This window comes from Micromonospora sp. NPDC048894 (assembly GCF_040649765.1).
Classification (GTDB): Bacteria; Actinomycetota; Actinomycetes; order Mycobacteriales; family Micromonosporaceae; genus Micromonospora; species Micromonospora antibiotica.
Genome location: NZ_JBEZFY010000004.1, coordinates 60,443 through 76,746, shown reverse-complemented (window position 1 = coordinate 76,746; position 16,304 = coordinate 60,443). Strand labels below are relative to the sequence as shown.

The 16,304-nt window shown below is 71.9% G+C and carries 15 protein-coding genes; 8 read left to right on the top strand and 7 right to left on the bottom strand.

Annotated elements, in window-relative coordinates; genetic code table 11:
* Positions 1 to 120: 120 nt before the first annotated feature.
* The 4 genes from AB0C22_RS09980 to AB0C22_RS09965 form a co-directional block, all read right to left on the bottom strand.
* On the bottom strand, positions 121 to 1,188 hold the full coding sequence (locus AB0C22_RS09980) for an NADH:flavin oxidoreductase/NADH oxidase (RefSeq protein ID WP_357534517.1): 1,068 nt from the start codon (positions 1,186 to 1,188) through the stop codon (positions 121 to 123).
* A gap of 65 nt (positions 1,189 to 1,253) precedes the next feature.
* Positions 1,254 to 2,585 carry a dicarboxylate/amino acid:cation symporter gene (locus AB0C22_RS09975; protein ID WP_357534869.1) on the bottom strand — a complete coding sequence of 444 codons (1,332 nt, stop codon included), beginning with the start codon at positions 2,583 to 2,585 and terminating at the stop codon, positions 1,254 to 1,256.
* Between the two features lie 206 nt (positions 2,586 to 2,791).
* Positions 2,792 to 3,493: a DUF998 domain-containing protein gene (locus AB0C22_RS09970; protein ID WP_357534516.1), complete on the bottom strand. Its 702-nt coding sequence runs from the start codon at positions 3,491 to 3,493 to the stop codon at positions 2,792 to 2,794.
* A complete protein-coding gene (locus AB0C22_RS09965) occupies positions 3,486 to 4,451 on the bottom strand; it encodes a glutathione S-transferase C-terminal domain-containing protein (RefSeq protein WP_357534514.1) in 966 nt (321 codons plus the stop codon). Before AB0C22_RS09965 ends, AB0C22_RS09970 begins: the two co-directional genes overlap by 8 nt.
* Before the next feature lie 198 nt (positions 4,452 to 4,649).
* Here AB0C22_RS09965 and pcaF point away from each other — a divergent pair, with 198 nt between their 5' ends.
* From pcaF to AB0C22_RS09945, 4 genes are all read left to right on the top strand, one after another.
* Positions 4,650 to 5,855, top strand: coding sequence for a 3-oxoadipyl-CoA thiolase (gene pcaF, locus AB0C22_RS09960; protein ID WP_219468417.1), 1,206 nt, complete (start codon positions 4,650 to 4,652; stop codon positions 5,853 to 5,855).
* Positions 5,856 to 6,232: 377 nt separating this feature from the next.
* A complete protein-coding gene (locus AB0C22_RS09955) occupies positions 6,233 to 7,051 on the top strand; it encodes an SAM-dependent methyltransferase (RefSeq protein ID WP_208569286.1) in 819 nt (272 codons plus the stop codon).
* Between the two features lie 7 nt (positions 7,052 to 7,058).
* Entirely contained in the window at positions 7,059 to 9,221 is a 2,163-nt protein-coding gene (locus tag AB0C22_RS09950; RefSeq protein ID WP_357534512.1) for an EAL domain-containing protein, read from the top strand.
* A gap of 200 nt (positions 9,222 to 9,421) precedes the next feature.
* Positions 9,422 to 9,922, top strand: a complete 501-nt coding sequence (locus AB0C22_RS09945; protein ID WP_219468422.1) for a DUF456 domain-containing protein — start codon at positions 9,422 to 9,424, stop codon at positions 9,920 to 9,922.
* 39 nt (positions 9,923 to 9,961) lie between these two features.
* Here AB0C22_RS09945 and AB0C22_RS09940 read toward each other — a convergent pair whose 3' ends face one another.
* Both AB0C22_RS09940 and AB0C22_RS09935 read right to left on the bottom strand, forming a co-directional pair.
* Positions 9,962 to 10,156, bottom strand: a complete 195-nt coding sequence (locus AB0C22_RS09940; protein WP_357534867.1) for a DUF397 domain-containing protein — start codon at positions 10,154 to 10,156, stop codon at positions 9,962 to 9,964.
* Positions 10,153 to 10,920 carry a DUF5753 domain-containing protein gene (locus tag AB0C22_RS09935; RefSeq protein ID WP_219468425.1) on the bottom strand — a complete coding sequence of 256 codons (768 nt, stop codon included), beginning with the start codon at positions 10,918 to 10,920 and terminating at the stop codon, positions 10,153 to 10,155. Before AB0C22_RS09935 ends, AB0C22_RS09940 begins: the two co-directional genes overlap by 4 nt.
* Positions 10,921 to 11,111: 191 nt before the next feature.
* Between AB0C22_RS09935 and AB0C22_RS09930 the strand changes: the two genes are divergently transcribed.
* The 3 genes from AB0C22_RS09930 (at position 11,112) to AB0C22_RS09920 (ending at position 13,600) form a co-directional block, all read left to right on the top strand.
* Entirely contained in the window at positions 11,112 to 11,246 is a 135-nt protein-coding gene (locus AB0C22_RS09930; RefSeq protein ID WP_255597924.1) for a hypothetical protein, read from the top strand.
* Between the two features lie 5 nt (positions 11,247 to 11,251).
* Positions 11,252 to 11,503 (top strand): flavin reductase, encoded by a 252-nt coding sequence (locus tag AB0C22_RS09925; RefSeq protein WP_357534509.1) that lies wholly within the window; start codon positions 11,252 to 11,254, stop codon positions 11,501 to 11,503.
* Between the two features lie 453 nt (positions 11,504 to 11,956).
* On the top strand, positions 11,957 to 13,600 hold the full coding sequence (locus tag AB0C22_RS09920; protein ID WP_357534507.1) for an amino acid permease: 1,644 nt from the start codon (positions 11,957 to 11,959) through the stop codon (positions 13,598 to 13,600).
* A gap of 113 nt (positions 13,601 to 13,713) precedes the next feature.
* Here AB0C22_RS09920 and AB0C22_RS09915 read toward each other — a convergent pair whose 3' ends face one another.
* Positions 13,714 to 14,262: a hypothetical protein gene (locus AB0C22_RS09915; RefSeq protein ID WP_219468429.1), complete on the bottom strand. Its 549-nt coding sequence runs from the start codon at positions 14,260 to 14,262 to the stop codon at positions 13,714 to 13,716.
* A 570-nt stretch (positions 14,263 to 14,832) separates the two neighbouring features.
* Between AB0C22_RS09915 and AB0C22_RS09910 the strand changes: the two genes are divergently transcribed.
* On the top strand, positions 14,833 to 16,197 hold the full coding sequence (locus AB0C22_RS09910; protein ID WP_219468431.1) for a glutamine synthetase family protein: 1,365 nt from the start codon (positions 14,833 to 14,835) through the stop codon (positions 16,195 to 16,197).
* Positions 16,198 to 16,304: the final 107 nt, after the last annotated feature.

Here is a 16,304-nt window from a genome sequence, read left to right as displayed (position 1 = left end):
CACCCGCGTCCTGCGTCCCGCGCCCGCCCGCTCGCGCCACCCGGGATCGGGGAGAGTTGTTGTCGCTCCAGCGACAACAACTCTCCCCGCAGTGGTCGACGCAGGCCGGTCGGCAGACGGTCAGAAGGCGCGGGCGTACGGGTCGGGCCAGTCGGGGGTGGCGCCGAGCTTCGCGGCGGCGCGGCGCGGCCAGTACGGGTCGCGCAGCAGTTCCCGACCGAGCAGCACCAGATCGGCCTCACCGGCTGCGACGACCTGCTCGGCCTGCTCCGGCTCGACGATGAGGCCGACCGCACCCGTCGGCACGCCCGCCTCGCGGCGGATCTGGGCGGCCAGCGGCACCTGGTAGCCGGGACCGACCGGGATGGCCGCCCGGGCCGACGCCCCGCCGGAGGAGACGTCCACCAGGTCCACCCCGGTCGCGGCCAGCTCGGCGGCGAGCGCGACGCTGTCGTCCGCCGTCCAACCGCCGTCGACCCAGTCGGTGGCGGAGATCCGGGTGAGCACCGGCACCTGTTCGCCGACGGTGGCGCGGACCGCGCGGGCCACCTCCAGGGTGAGCCGCATCCGGGCGGCCCGGTCGCCGCCGTACCCGTCGGTGCGGTGGTTGGTCAGCGGGGACAGGAACTCGTGCAGCAGGTAGCCGTGCGCGGCGTGGATCTCCACGACGGCGAAGCCGGCGTCGACGGCCCGGCTGGCGGCGGTGGCGAAGGCCGACACCACCCCGGCGATCCCGGCCTCGTCGAGCGCCGTCGGCTGCCGGTAGTCGGGCAGGAACGGTTCGGTCCCGGGCCCGACCGGCGTCCAACCGCCCTCGGCGTCGGGCACCCCGCCGCGTTCGGCCGCCCACGGCCGCCAGGTGCTGGCCTTGAACCCGGCGTGGGCGAGCTGCACGGCGGGCACCGCCCCCTGGCCGGCGACGAACGCGGTGACCGGACGCCACGCGTCGACGTGCGCGTCGGACCAGATGCCGGTGTCCTGGGGGCTGATCCGCCCCTCGGGGACGACCGCGGTGGCCTCGGTGACGATCAGTCCGGCACCGCCGACCGCCCGGGAGCCGAGGTGCACCAGGTGCCAGTCGGTGGGCAGGCCGTCCGGGCCGGCGCTGTACTGGCACATCGGGGCCAGGGCGATCCGGTTGGGCAGGGTGACGCCGCGCAGGGCGAGCGGGGTGAACAGGGCACTCATGCGAGTGATCCTCCGGTAGGGGCTGATGGCGGTGCAGGACGGGGCAGGGATCGCAGCCGTCGAGGTCAGGCGGGCGCCGGCGTCAGGTCGTCGCGGTGGGCCGGCCGGTCGGCGGTCCCGTCGGCGTCGGTCCCGTCGGCGTCGGTCCCGTCGGCGTCGGTCAGGTCGCGCCGGCCGGCGTTGGCGTAGGCGTCGCGGTCCAGGATGCCCTCGCGGGCGGCCACGATGGTCGGCACGACCGCCTGCCCGGCCACGTTGGTGGCGGTGCGGATCATGTCCAGGATCGGGTCGATGGCCAGCAGCAGACCGGCTCCGGCCAGCGGCAGGCCCAACGTGCTCAGGGTCAGGGTGAGCATGACGATGGCACCGGTCAGGCCGGCGGTGGCGGCCGAACCGACCACCGAGACGAAGGCGATCAGCAGGTAGTCGCCGACGCCGAGGTCCACTCCGAAGACCTGGGCCACGAAGATCGCGGCGAGCGCCGGGTAGATCGCGGCGCAGCCGTCCATCTTGGTGGTGGCACCGAACGGCACCGCGAAGGAGGCGTACTCGCGGGGGACGCCGAGCCGCTCGACGGAACGCTGGGTCACCGGCATGGTGCCCACCGAGGAGCGGGACACGAAGGCCAACTCGATCGCCGGCCAGGCACCGGCGAAGAACCGCAGCGGGTTGAGCCGGCCGGCGGTGACCAGCAGCAACGGGTAGACCACGAACAGGACGACGGCGCAGCCGACGTAGACGGCGGTGGTGAACTTCGCCAGCGGGGCCAGCAGGTCCCAGCCGTACGCGGCGACGGCGTGGCCGATCAGCCCGAGGGTGCCGATCGGGGCGAGCCGGATCACCCACCACAGCGCCTTCTGCACGATGGCCAGCACCGCGCGGTTGAGCTCGACGAACGGTTCGGCAGCCGCACCGACCAGCAGCGCGGCGGCACCGACGACGAGGGCGAGGAAGACGATCTGGAGGACGTTGCCCTCGACGAACGCGCCCACCGGGTTGGTCGGCACGATGCCGGTGAGGAAGTCGGTCCACGAGCCGGTGGTCTTCGGGGCGGTCGCGCCGCCGACGTCCAGGCTCACCCCCCGGCCCGGGTTGGTGAGCAGACCGATGCCGATGCCGAGGCTCACCGCGATCAGCGCGGTGACGCCGAACCAGAGCAGCGTCCTCAGCGCCAGCCGGGCGGCGTTGGCCACCCCGCGCAGGCTGACCACGCTGACCACGATCGCGGTGAAGACCAGCGGCGGGACGGCCAGCTTGAGCAACTGGACGAAGAGCCCGCCGACGGTGTCGAGGGTGCCGGCAAGCCAGCTCAGGTCGCCCTCGCGGGCGAGGAAGCCCAGCGCCGCGCCGAGCACGAGGCCGAGCAGGATCTGGGCGGAGAAGGGGAACTTGCGCAGGGTGGAAGCCATCAGGATGCGTCCAAGGTCGGTAGGGGTCGGTCGGCGGGCGGCGTCAGGAGCGCGGCTGCGCCGGACAGACTCCACTGGCCTGGCGTCGGAGGTCGACGTACAGGCGCACGGTGAGGTGCCAGACATTGGTCATCGCCTGTCGACGCTACTCCCGGCCGGCCGACAGGTGGAAGGAGCGATCCCCGTGAGGCTCCTTACACGGAGGTTCTCGACCTGGTGATCCGTTCGTCACGTACGGCGTGCTCCCGCGCGCCGGGCACAGCCCGGTCGTCCGGTCCGGGGGCGGCCGGCCGGTGCCGGGCCAGCAGCAGAGCGGTGCCCAGGCCCCAGCCGGCACAGACCACCAGCAACACCCGTTCCAGCCCGGCCACCAGGTCGCCCCGGCCCACCGTCAGCAGGCCCAGCGCGACCACCCCGGCCACCGGCAACGCCACCACCCCGGCGACCCGGGCCACCCGGCGCAGCCCCGGCGTCGCCGGCCGGAGGAACCCGACCACCAGCATGGCGAGCACCGTCACCCCGGCCGCCACGATGCTCGCCCCGGCGTGCACCAGGTCGGCCGGCGTCGCCGCCTCGAACGGCGGCAGCGGGCACCCGGCGCTGCACGTCACCGCGCCGGAGACCACCGTGCCGGCCGCGCCGGCCAGCAGCAGGCCGGCCGCGAGCCGCAACGTCACCGGCAGCGCCGCGGCCAGCGACAACAGCGCCGCCGCCAGGGCGAACACCCCCATCCGGTACGTCGAGGCGAAGGCGCTGTCGCTGACGCCGGCCTCGCTGACGTACCCGCGCCACGGGCCACCCGGACCGGCCCCGACGGCGACGGTCACCGCGACCGCGCCGAGCAGCACACAGCCGGCGGCGACCCGGCCGGCGACCGCACGGGCGGCCTCAGGCACGGCCGTGCGGGGTGAGCCAGCCGGACGTGTCCGGGCCCACCGGCACCACCCCGGTGGGATTGATCTCACGGTGCGTGGCGTAGTAGTGCCGCTTGATGTGGTCGAAGTCCACCGTCTCGCCGAACCCCGGGGTCTGGAACAGATCCCGGGCGTACGCCCAGAGCACCGGCATCTCGGTCAGCTTCTGCCGGTTGCACTTGAAGTGCCCGTGGTAGGCCACGTCGAAGCGGACCAGGGTGGTGAACAGCCGCACGTCCGCCTCGGTGATCGCGTCACCCATCAGGTAACGCCGGTCGGCCAACCGCCGCGACAGCACGTCCAACCGGGCGAACAGCGCCGCGTACGCCTCGTCGTACGCCTGCTGGGAGGTGGCGAAGCCGCACCGGTACACGCCGTTGTTGACGTCGGTGTGGATCTCGGCCATCAACGCGTCCAGCTCGGGACGCAGCGCCACCGGGTACAGGTCGGGGGCGTCCGGGGCGTGCAGGCGTCGCCACTCGGTGGAGAGGTCGAGGGTGAGCTGCGGATAGTCGTTGGTGACCACCCGGCCGGTGAGTGTGTCCACCAGTGCCGGCACGGTCACCCGGCCCGTGTAGTCCGGGTCGGTGGTGAGGTAGGCCTCGGACAGCAAGCCGATGCCCAACGCCGGGTCGAAGCCGTCCGGGTCGAGGGTGAACCGCCAGCCGCGTTCGTCGCGGATCGGGTCGACCGTGCCCAGCGAGATCACCCCGTCCAGGCCGAGCAGACCGCGCACGATCATGGCCCGGTGCGCCCAGGGGCAGGCCCGGCACCAGATCAGCCGGTACCGGCCGGCCTCCAACGGCCAGCGCCCCTGGTCGTCCGGCCCACCGCCCTCGGGCGAGGTGGAGTGCGGGGTGACCCGGCCGGTGAACCGGTTGGGCTGGCGGACGAACGCCCCACCACCGGAGGTCTCTGCGCTGAACTGGGCCCGGGTCATGACGCCAACCTATCCGGCGTCCGCCCGCCGGGCCGGCGTCACGGGCCGTCCCGGCCGCCATCCGGCTCGGGAGGGTCGGCGCAACCCCCGGCCGGGGGCCGTTCGGCACGGGCGTGGATATCCTGACGGCCGGCGTCCCTGTGATCCGGGCGACGCCGGCACCGCCAGCCCCTTCCCACCCCCGAAGGACGTGCGTCGATGACCGTGGCCTACCTCGTGTCCGGAGTCCGTACCCCGATCGGCCGGTACGCCGGCGCCCTCGCCGGGGTGCGCCCCGACGACCTGGCCGCCCACGTGCTGCGCGAACTGGTCGCCCGGCACCCGGCGGTGGACTGGTCCCGGGTCGACGACGTGGTGCTGGGCTGCGCCAACCAGGCCGGGGAGGACAACCGCAACGTGGCCCGGATGGCGGCGTTGCTGGCCGGCCTGCCACAGGAGGTGCCGGGCAGCACCGTCAACCGGCTCTGCGGCTCGGGCCTGGACGCGCTGGCCATCGCCGCCCGCGCCGTGGTGGCCGGCGAGGCCGACCTGGTGCTCGCCGGTGGCGTGGAGAGCATGAGCCGGGCCCCGTTCGTCATGCCGAAGGCGACCACCCCCTACTCCCGCGCCGCCGAGGTGTACGACACCACCCTCGGCTGGCGGCTGGTCAACCCGCTGATGGCGGCCGGCTGGGGCACCGACTCGATGCCGGAGACCGCCGAGAACGTGGCCGCCGAGTTCGGCGTCGACCGGCGGGCCCAGGACGAGTTCGCCCTGCGCTCCCAGCAGCGGGCCGCGAAGGCGCAGGCCGACGGCCGGTTCGCCGAGGAGATCGTGCCGGTGACCGTGCCCGCCGGCCGGCGGGAGACGAAGCTGGTCGAGGTCGACGAGCACCCCCGGGAGACCTCGCTTGCGAAGCTGGCCGCGCTGCCCACCCCGTTCCGGTCCGGCGGCACCGTCACCGCCGGCAACTCCTCAGGCCTCAACGATGGCGCGGTGGCCCTGCTGGTCGCGTCCGAGGCGGCGGTGGCCCGGTACGACCTCACCCCGCTCGCCCGGATCGGCGGCGCGGCGGTGGCCGGCGTACCGCCCCGGATCATGGGGATCGGTCCGGTGCCGGCCACCCGTCGGCTGCTCGGCCGGCTCGGCGTCGCCCTGGCCGACGTGGACGTGGTCGAGCTGAACGAGGCGTTCGCCGCGCAGGGGATCGCGGTGCTGCGCGAGTTGGGCCTGCCGGAGGACGCCGAGCACGTCAACCCGAACGGCGGCGCGATCGCCCTGGGGCATCCACTGGGGGCCAGCGGGGCCCGGCTGGCGTTGACCGCTGCCCTGGAGCTGCGTCGCCGGGGTGGCCGGCGGGCCCTGGCGACCATGTGCGTCGGGGTCGGCCAGGGCATCTCGCTGCTGCTGGAATCCGTGGACTGAGCCCGGCGGGTCGACCGGCGTCGAGTGGGCCCGGCGGGTCGACCGGCGTCGAGTGGGCCCGGCCGGTGGGGAATGCCCGGGGACCGACCGACCGGCCGACGCCGGGTGCCCGGCCGGCCGGCCGAGCCGGGAGGTGGAGGTGTCACCGTCGGGTGTGCGGGTGGCAGCCCAGGGTGACGGCGGGGCGTCCGGGTTGTTCGCGCCGCCCGGCCGGCCACAGATCGGGGTCAGCTGATCTCCCGCACCTGGGCGGACGGGCCTAGAGTGGTCAGCACCACACGATCCGCGGGTCGGCCGGTGCGGCTCCGCGTGCCCGCGCACGCCGTCGACACCGGTGCCCTCCCGCACCGCGGCGACGAACTGGGGGCCAGACAGCGATGCAGACGCCGGACGGACTTCCCGCCGAGATCGACCTGAGCCGGCCCAGCGCCGCCCGGGTCTACGACTACTTCCTCGGCGGCGCGCACAACTTCGAGATCGACCGGCGGCTCGCCGAGCAGATCGCCAGCATGACCCCGAACCTCGCCGACACCATGCGGTCCGGTCGGGAGTTCCTGCGCCGTGCGGTCCGGGTGCTGCTCGACGCCGGCATCGACCAGTTCCTCGACATCGGCTCGGGCATCCCCACCGTGGGCAACGTCCACGAGGTCGCCCAGGCCGCCGACCCGCAGGCCCGGATCGTCTACGTCGACATCGACCCGGTCGCCGTGGCGCACAGCCGGGAACTGCTCGCCGGCAACGACCGGGCCGTCGCCGTGCACGCCGACCTGCGGGAACCGAAGCTGATCCTGGACGAGGCACGCGCCAGCGGCCTGATCGACTTCGACCGTCCACTGGGCATCCTGCTCGCCGGGGTCGTGCACTTCGTCCCCGACGCCGACCGGCCGGCCGACATTCTCGCCACCCTCCGGGCCGCCGCCGCACCCGGCAGCTTCCTGGTCGTCTCGCACTCCACCTTCGAGGACCAGCCCCAGGAGATGCTCGACGCACAGCGCCTCTCGGCGCGTACCGACACCGAGATCACGCTGCGGTCCCGCGCCGAGATCACCGGCTTCTTCGGGGACTGGACGCTGCTCGAGCCCGGCGTGGTGCACATGCCGCTGTGGCGGCCCGACTCTCCGTCCGACGTGGACGAGCACCCCGAGCGGTTCGGGGCGTTCGGCGGCGTCGCCCGGTACGACCGCACAGCCGGCTGAGTCGACCATGTCCGCCGTTCCGGACCCCGGCGGCACCGACGCGGCCCGTCCGGGTGCCCAGGGCTACGCCGCCGACTGGGCCCGGGCGGTACGCCGGCTCGGGTTCGTGCCGATGAGCGCGGACGAGACCGAGCGGCTGCTGCTCGTGCACACCGTACGGCTGGCGCAGGCCCTGCTCGCCGAGGAGTTCTCCGCCACCCCGGCGGAGGAGGTGGGCCGGGCGCTGGTGGAGGCGCACCTGACCGAACCGCGCATCCTCGACTGGTCGGTGCGGGCGCTCGGCGAGCAGTTGCCGCAGCGGGTGCTGCCTCCGGTGGACCTGCCGCCCGATCTGCCCGCCCGGGTGGCGGCGGTGCAGGGTGGGCTGGCCGCCGGATTCGGTCGGGCCCTACGCGACCGTACCTTCAGTCAGCAGGAGCGGATCGCCCGATCGGCCTGGCAGGCCCGGGACGCGGTTGAGCGGGCGCTACGTGACAGCGAGGCCCGGTTCCGGGCGGTCTTCACCGGCGCGGCCATCGGCATCGGCATCGCCGGCATCGACGGCCAGATCATCGACGTCAACCAGTCGTTCGCCGACATGCTCGGTTACAGCCGGGAGGAGCTGCAGCAGACCAACGTGTCGTCGCTGTTCCACGCCGAGGACGCGGCCGGCATGTGGGAGCTGTACCAGGAGCTGATCGAGGGCAAGCACGACACCGCCCGGGTGGAGAAGCGCTACTACCGCAAGGACGGCACCGTCGTGTGGACGGACCTGGCCGTCTCGCTGATCCGGCACGACGACGGCCGCCCCCGGTTCACGGTCGCGATGATCGAGGACATCACCCAGCGGTACGAACTCCAGCAGCGGCTGCGTTTCCAGGCGCTGCACGACCCGCTGACCGGCCTGCCCAACCGGACGTTGTTCTTCGAGACCCTCGGTCAGGTCTTCGCCGACGCCGGGCCGGAGCAGCGGATCGGCGTGTGTTTCCTGGACCTCGACGGCTTCAAGGCGGTCAACGACAGCCTCGGCCACGACCTCGGTGACCGGCTGCTGATCACCATCGCCCGACGGCTCTCCGACTGTGTCATCGGTCAGGGGCACCTGGTGGCCCGGATGGGCGGCGACGAGTTCGTCATCCTGGTCAACGAGGGCGAGGGCATCGACGACGCGGTCGGTGTCGCCGAGTTGGCGCTGGCCGCGGTGGCCGCCCCGGTGCTTGTCGGCGACCACCAGCTCGCCGTCTCGGCCAGCATCGGGGTGGTCGAGTGCCCGGCCAGCGAGACCAGCGTCTCCGAGCTGATGAAGGCCGCCGACACCACGCTGTACTGGGCCAAGGCCGAGGGCCGGGGCTGCTGGGCGGTGTACGACCCGGAGCGCAGCGCCGCCGACATCGCCCGGTCCGCGTTGGCCGCCGGCCTGCCGGCGGCCCTGGACCGGGGCGAGTTCGTGGTCCACTACCAGCCGATCGTCTCCCTGCTGGACGGCTCGATGATCGCGGTGGAGGCCCTGGTCCGGTGGGCCCATCCGGAGCTGGGCCTGGTCGGCCCGGACCGCTTCATCGGGCTGGCCGAGGAGACCGGGCTGATCGTCCGGCTCGGCGAGTGGGTGCTGCGCCAGGCGTGCCGCGACGCCCGAGCCTGGCACCGCGAGTTCCCCGAGGCGAAACTGGTGGTCAGCGTCAACCTGGCCGCCCGGCAGGCCGACGACCCGGCCATCGTGGACACCGTCGCCAGCGCGCTGAGCCGCACGGGCCTGCCGGCGGAGCTGTTGCAGCTGGAGCTGACGGAGAGCGCCGTGATGGGCACCGCCGGGGAGCCGTTACGGTCGCTGCACCGGCTGGCGGACCTGGGCGTACGACTGGCCATCGACGACTTCGGCACCGGCTACTCCAACCTGGTCTACCTGCGGCGGCTGCCGATCCACTGCCTGAAGCTGGCCGGCCCGTTCGTCGAGGGCATCCGGGGCGGCGACGACTCCCCGCCCGACCACCGCGACGAACGGATCGTCGACGCCCTGGTCCGGTTGGCGCACGCGCTGGAGCTGTGGGTGACCGCCGAGGCGGTGGAGACCGGGGAGCAGGCGGAGCGGTTGCGGGCGTTGCGCTGCGACACCGGGCAGGGCCGCTGGTTCGGCCCACCCGCCCCGGCGGACCAGATCACCGCCCGCCTGCGCGGGGCGACGACGGAGTGACCTGCTCCCCGGCCGGTTCGGGGGCGTCGTCGGCGCGCGGTGGTGCCGGGCGAGGTGTGGTCGTTCGGGGTGGGGCGTGGTCGTTCGGGGTGGGGCGGCCGGAAGCGGCCGGTCGGGTACGGGTGGCCGGCGGGGAGCCGGGTGCTCTGGCATGGTGACGAGGTGACCGGGGCGGAACCGGGCGGGGGAGAGGTGGCGGGGTGAGCCTGACCGATGGTGGGGCGGCGGTCTCGGTGGTCGCGGCGATCGCGATCGTGGCCGGACTGGCCGGGGTGGTGGTGCCCGGCCTGCCGGCGCTGCCGCTGTGCTGGGGCGGGGTGCTGCTCTGGGCGGTCTTCGGCGACGCCGGGCCGGGCCGCTGGGCGGTGCTCGGCGCGGCCACCGTGGTCGCCGCCGCCGGTGCCGTGATCAAGTACGCCTGGCCGGGGCGCAACCTCAAGCGCACCGGGGTGCCGACGTCGTCGCTGCTCGTCGGGGGCCTGCTCGGGCTGGTCGGGTTCTTCGTCATCCCGGTGATCGGCCTGGTGATCGGCTTCGTCGGCGGGGTGTGGGGGGCCGAGCGGCTGCGGTTGGGCAGCAACCAGCTCGCCTGGCCGGCCACGGTGCAGGCGCTGAAGGCGGCCGGCCTGTCGATGATGGTGGAGTTCCTGGCCGGCCTGGTGATTGCCGCCCTCTGGGTCGCCGGCCTCCTCTTCACCTGACCACCCACGTGGGCGGGGCGGTGGTGGTCGGGCGGCAGGTCAGGCAGCCGGGTCGATCTGCTTGGCCAGGTCGACGAACGCCTGCCAGCTGTCCGGCGCGAAGGTCAGGGTCCCGCCGTCGCGGTCCTTGGTGTCCCGCACCAGGACGACGCCGGTCAGGTTGTCGGCCACCTCGACACACGAGCCGCCGTTGCTGCCGCTCCTGGTGCTCTTGTGCCATTGTGCGCCGGTCAGGTCCATGTGCTCGCCGCTTCCTTGAGGAGGTTGAGTGACTGCCTGCGGGAGAAGGCTTCGCCTCTGATCATCTCCCAGGTCTGCTGGAGGGTAACAAGGTCATCGGCCTCATTCACCACCTGCGCTCGCACTTGATGATCGAGATGTGCCACTACTGAGCCGTCACCAAGGGTGGCAAGAATGAAGCCGCCCTGTAGTCCAGGATAGAGCCCAGTGTCCTCACTCACCACGAGGATCTGTATGTGCGGTAGCTCAGCCACATCGGCCAGGTGGGTGAGCTGTTCCTTCATTGCGGCGGGGTGACTCTTCATCGGGCGACGTAACGCCGCCATGTCGATGACGGCGACGAGTTGCGGGGGTCTGCCGCTGGTGAGAATGGAGCCGCGCTCAAGCCGGGACGCCACGCGCTCCTCGATCTCGTCCGCAGGCAGCAGGTTGTGTGCCAGAGTGGCCCGCGCATACGCCTCGGTTTGGAGTAGGCCAGGTATCCAGCAGTGTTCAAACCAGCGCAGGGCCAAGGCTTCACGCTCCCAGTCGACCCATTTTCTCAGCCACTGTGGCTCGCGGCGCTTGAGGACATCGGGCCATAGGTCACCAACGTCCCGGCCGAGGATCGCGGCCACGGTCACCCGTCGACGCGGTTGCGGCACACGTCCCGGAGATATCCACCGCGCTGCCGTCTTGGGGTCGACTCCTGTTTGAGCGGCAAGACTCTCTGCTGTCTCGCCGGCCTCGGCCATGGCCTCCTGAAGCGCGTGGTTCATCCCGCCTCCATCGTGGATGTCACGAACGTCCCTGAGCATAGATTAACGTCGTGTACTGATCCCGTCGCTCTGGGCAAGGTTGCCCCAGGTGGGTCGGCTCTGACGGAACGGTGTCGGGGCCGACTTCGCGGGGGCCGCTCCCTTTCTGGCCAGTGGGAGCGGCCCCTTCCCAGGCACGCGAGGAGGTCGACATGAAGGGTTCGGTCATGTGGTGGAGGATCATGAGGACGCCGCCCTGCCGGGTGCTCGGGAGCGTCAAGCGGTTCCTGTGGTCGCCTGACCTGATCGACGACGAGGCGCAGGCCGCTGCGCTGTGGGGGCGGTGATGGTGGTGGTCCGTCCGCCCGTCCCGCACGTCGCGATGCGTCCGCTGTGGCGCTGCCGCAACTGCGGCCGGCAGTGGCCCTGCCAGCCGGCCAAGCTCGCGCTGCTCACCGAGTACCGCAACGACCGGATGTCCCTGCTGATCTATCTCGGCACCCTGATGCACGAGGCCACCAACCAGCTCACCCAACTCCACCCGGCCCACCCGCCCACCGGCATGACCGAACGCTTCCTCTCCTGGGCCAGGGCCCGAGGCTGAGGGATCTACCAGGGGCGGTCGGCGGCAAGATCGACTCGTCTGGGCCGAAGTTGTGCCGTCCATGCCCGGCGGATTCCGCAACATCTACCCAGGCGGGTGGATCGGGGCGGGAGTGGGTGGCGGAGCGGGACGCCCGTCGGGTACGGCACGACGCCGTACGTGAGAGAGAGGTGGACGCCCCGCGCCGCCGTGGTGCCGGGCTCCTGCCGAGCGCCCGGCGTCGGCCCGTCGCGATCGGGCCTGGTCACGGGCTCAAGCATCCGTCGGTGCCGGCCCCGGGGCAACCCGATTACCGCCCCCGGGCGACCTGACCACCGCCCGCCAGGGATGACGCGAATTAACGAGTTCGGCACCGGCGACGGATTGACCGTGGTGATCGGCGGGACGAGACTCGGGCGCACTCGCACCGGGACCACCCGGGCAGTACCGGGTACCACCTCAGGGAGGTGTGCTGTGGCCACAACGCCCCCGCCGACCACCGGGCAACCGCCGACCGCCGGGAACGGGCAACCGCCGACCGTCGGGCAACCGCACGCGCCGGACGACGACGCCCGACGACTCGCCGAACTCGGCTACCAGCAGGAGTTGCACCGCACGTGGAGCGGCTTCTCCAACTTCGCCATCTCGTTCTCGATCATCTCGATCCTGGCCGGCTGTTTCACCACCTTCGGGCAGGCGTGGAACAACGGCGGACCGGTCGCCATCTCCTGGGGCTGGCCGCTGATCTCGCTGTTCATCCTGATCATCGGGTTCTGCCTGGCCGAGCTGGTGTCGGCGTACCCGACGGCCGGGGGGATCTACTGGTGGGCGGCGAAGATGGGCCGGCCGGTGCACGGCTGGTTCACCGGCTGGCTCAACCTGATCGGCCTGGTCGCGGTCACCGCGTCGGTGGACTACGGCTGCGCCACCTTCCTCAACCTGACCCTGTCGGCGCTCTTCGACGGGTGGGAGGGGACGCTGCGGCAGGCATTCGTCCTGTTCGTGATCATCCTGGCCCTGCACGGGCTGATCAACATCTTCGGGCACCGGATCATCGACGTACTCCAGAACGTGTCGGTCTGGTGGCACGTGGCCGGCGCCGCCGCCGTGGTGGCCATCCTGCTGCTGGTGCCCGACCGGCACCAGAGTTTCCAGTTCGTCTTCACCGAGCGGTTCAACAACTCCGGGTTCGGTGACGGCGACACCGGCGGGTTGACGTTCTGGTTCTACGTGCTGCCGCTGGGATTCCTGCTCACCCAGTACACGATCACCGGATTCGACGCCTGCGCGCACGTGTCCGAGGAGACCCGGGGCGCGTCGCAGGCCGCGGCCAAGGGGCTGTGGCGGTCGATCTTCTATTCGGCGGTGGGCGGGTGGATCCTGCTGCTGGCGTTTTTGTTCGCCGCCACCGACGTGGACGCGATCAACGCGGCCAACGGGTTCTCCGGCGCCATCTTCGAATCCGCGTTGACCCCGTTCTTCTTCAAGACGGTCATCATCATCTCCACCATCGGGCAGTTCTTCTGCGGGATGAGCTGCGTGACCTCGATGAGCCGGATGACGTACGCCTTCAGCCGCGACCGCGCGGTGCCCGGCTGGCGGCTGTGGTCGAAGGTCGACCGCAACGGCACCCCGGCCAACGCGATCATCGGGGCGACGCTGGCCGGCCTGGTGCTCACCCTGCCGGCGCTCTACCAGCGTGACGGCGTCCCGGTCGCCTTCTACGCGGTGGTGTCGGTGGCGGTGATCGGGCTCTACCTGTCCTTCGTCATCCCGATCGCGCTGCGGCTGCGCCTCGGCGACCGGTTCGAGCCGGGGCCGTGGACGCTCGGGCGCAAGTACAAGGTGTTCGGCTGGATCGCGGTGGTCGAGATCGTGATCATCTCGGTCTACTTCGTGCTGCCGATCGTGCCGGCCGGGGTGCCCGGCAACCCGGAGTTCAGCTGGTCGGCGGTGAACTACGCGCCGCTGGCCGTCGGCGGGGTGCTGCTCGGGGTCGGCATCTGGTGGTACGCCTCGGCCCGCACGTGGTTCACCGGCCCGCGCCGCACCGTAGACGTACCCGGGCCGGGGCCGCACGCGACGGCGGACGCCGCGCGGGCCGACGGGCCGGCCTGACCGCGACCGTCCGGGTCTTACGGTGGGCAGCCCCGGGCGGGGACCTCCTCCGAGGAGGGTCCCGCCCGGGGCTGCCCGGTCGCCTGCGGGCGTTTCCGCCGGTGCGGGGCAGGTCAGAGGTTGATGCTGTTGCTGAAGGTGAGCGGAATGAAGCTGGTCGGCCCGCCGTAGGTCCAGGTGATGTAGGCGTCCGCGCCCGTCTGGTACTGGCCGCTGGACCGAGGGTATTCGGTGTCGGCGGTCGTGGTGGTGGTGCTGTAGTTCGTGTGGGTGCCGTACGTGATCTGGGTGCCGTAGCGGAACAGGGCGACCTCGACCTGGGCCGCGTAGACGGGGTAGGTGCACCGGACCGTCGCGAGGCCCTCCTCGCCGCCACCGTACAGGCCGCCGTAGTAGATGAACGGGGTGCTCGGCGTCAGCGTGCAGGTGACAGTTATGGAACCGACGGTTCCCGTTATCGAGGTCGAGGCGAGCGTGCCGTAGGAATTCGCCGACCGGCCGGCGGATCCGCTGGAAAGGGGAATCAGGTGGCCGGTCGACTCGGCACCGGAGGCGGGTGCTGCCTGGGCCGGGGCGGCCACCGCGAGCATTACGGTGGACAGGGCGATCGCCACCAGGGCGGCGAAGGAGCGGGGCGTGCCACGCAGACGTACTCTCGTCATTACGCGTCCTTTGTGCGTCGTGATGGAGCAGTTCGGGCGGTGCGGAATTACCGTCGGGTGTCACCGGTGCGCCGACCAGCCGTTTTCCCGACGAACGCACCTGCGCATCGCGCGCACCCGCGCAGGTGGTCGACGGAAAAGACGGACGGGCCATTCGGGAAAGTGTCGAGCGTCGCACCCGATCGGTCAGATTCTGGCAACGCGGCGACTCTCCCGCAAGGTCACTGCGTGATTACGGATAGTTGTGTCGATGGTTTGTCCGAACGGATGACCGGCGTGTCGCCGCAGTTCTTTCCCGCGCGTGCAAGAACTGTTTCCGGTGTGGCGTGCTGCTGCAATTCCCGCCCGGGTCGCCTGGCGTCGGGATGCGGGCGGGAACACGAGGGTCGGCGGGAACGCCCCCACCGGACCGGTGCGTCCGGGTGCGCCCCCCGCCACCCGCCGGGTGCGGCCGACGACCGGACCCGGACCGGTCGGCGGACCCCGGGGCGGGGGTTTGCCGGGACGCCCGAACGGGGCATTGACGGTGATCCGCTAGGCCCGGTAGACCTTGGTGATGGAGGCGCACGGATGAGGAAAGCCCCGCTCACGCTGGAACAGCTCCGGGTCGCCGTCGCCGATGGCGAGATCGACACGGTAGTGCTCGCCCTGACCGACATGCAGGGCCGCCTGCAGGGCAAACGGTTCCACGCCCCGTTCTTCCTCGACCAGGTGGTCGCCAACGGCAGCGAGGGCTGCAACTACCTGCTCGCCGTGGACGTCGACATGAACACCGTCGACGGGTACGCAATGTCGAGCTGGGAACGCGGCTACGGTGACTTCGCCATGCGCCCAGACCTGTCCACCCTGCGCCGGATGCCGTGGCAGCCGGGCAGCGTGCTGCTCCTGGCCGACCTGGAGTGGCTCGACGGTTCCGGCCCGGTGGTCGCCTCGCCCCGGCAGATCCTGCGCCGGCAGCTCGACCGGCTGGCCGACCACGGGCTGACCGCGTACGCCGGCACCGAGCTGGAGTTCGTCCTCTACCGCGACTCGTACGAGGAGGCGTGGCGGCGCGGTTACCGCGACCTCACCCCGGCCAACCAGTACAACGTCGACTACTCGCTGCTGGGCACCGCCCGGGTGGAGCCGCTGCTGCGGCGCATCCGCACCGAGATGGCCGGCGCGGGGCTGACCCCGGAGAGCGCCAAGGGCGAGTGCAACCTCGGCCAGCACGAGATCGCCTTCCGTTACGACGAGGCGGTGGCCTGCGCCGACCACCACGTGATCTACAAGAACGGGGCGAAGGAGATCGCCGCCCAGGAGGGCGTGTCGATCACGTTCATGGCCAAGCCCAACGCCCGGGAGGGCAACTCCTGCCACATCCACTTCTCGCTGCGTGACGTCGACGGCCGCTCGGCGATGCTCGGCGACGGGCCGGCGCAGCTCAGCGTCACCGGGCAGCGGGTGCTGGCGGGGCTGCTCGCCACCATGCGGGAGATGAGCGTGCTGTTCGCCCCCAACATCAACTCCTACAAGCGTTACCAGCCCGGCTCGTTCGCGCCGACCGCGCTGCGCTGGGGCACCGACAACCGCACCTGCGCGCTGCGGCTGGTCGGGCACGGGCAGGGGATGCGGGTGGAGAACCGGGTGCCCGGCGCGGACGTGAACCCGTACCTGGCGATCGCCGCCCTGGTCGCGGGGGCGGTGCACGGCATCGAGCAGGAGCTGGAGCTGGCCGACGAGTGCACCGGCAACGCCTACGACGACCCGGCCGCCGAACGCGTCCCACCCACCCTCCGCGACGCCCTGACCCTCTGGCAGAACTCCGACATCGCCCGCACCGCCTTCGGTGACGAGGTGCACGCCCACTACGCCAACCAGGCCCAGGTCGAGCTGGCCGCCTTCGACGCCGCCGTAACCGACTGGGAACTGACCCGTGGCTTCGAACGCCTCTGACCTCCACCCCCTGTCTGCGTCGATCTTGGAGTTGTGGTGGACGATGTGTGGCGGTATGTGGTCTGTGCGGGGCACCACAACTCCATGATCGACGGGGAAAGGGGTGG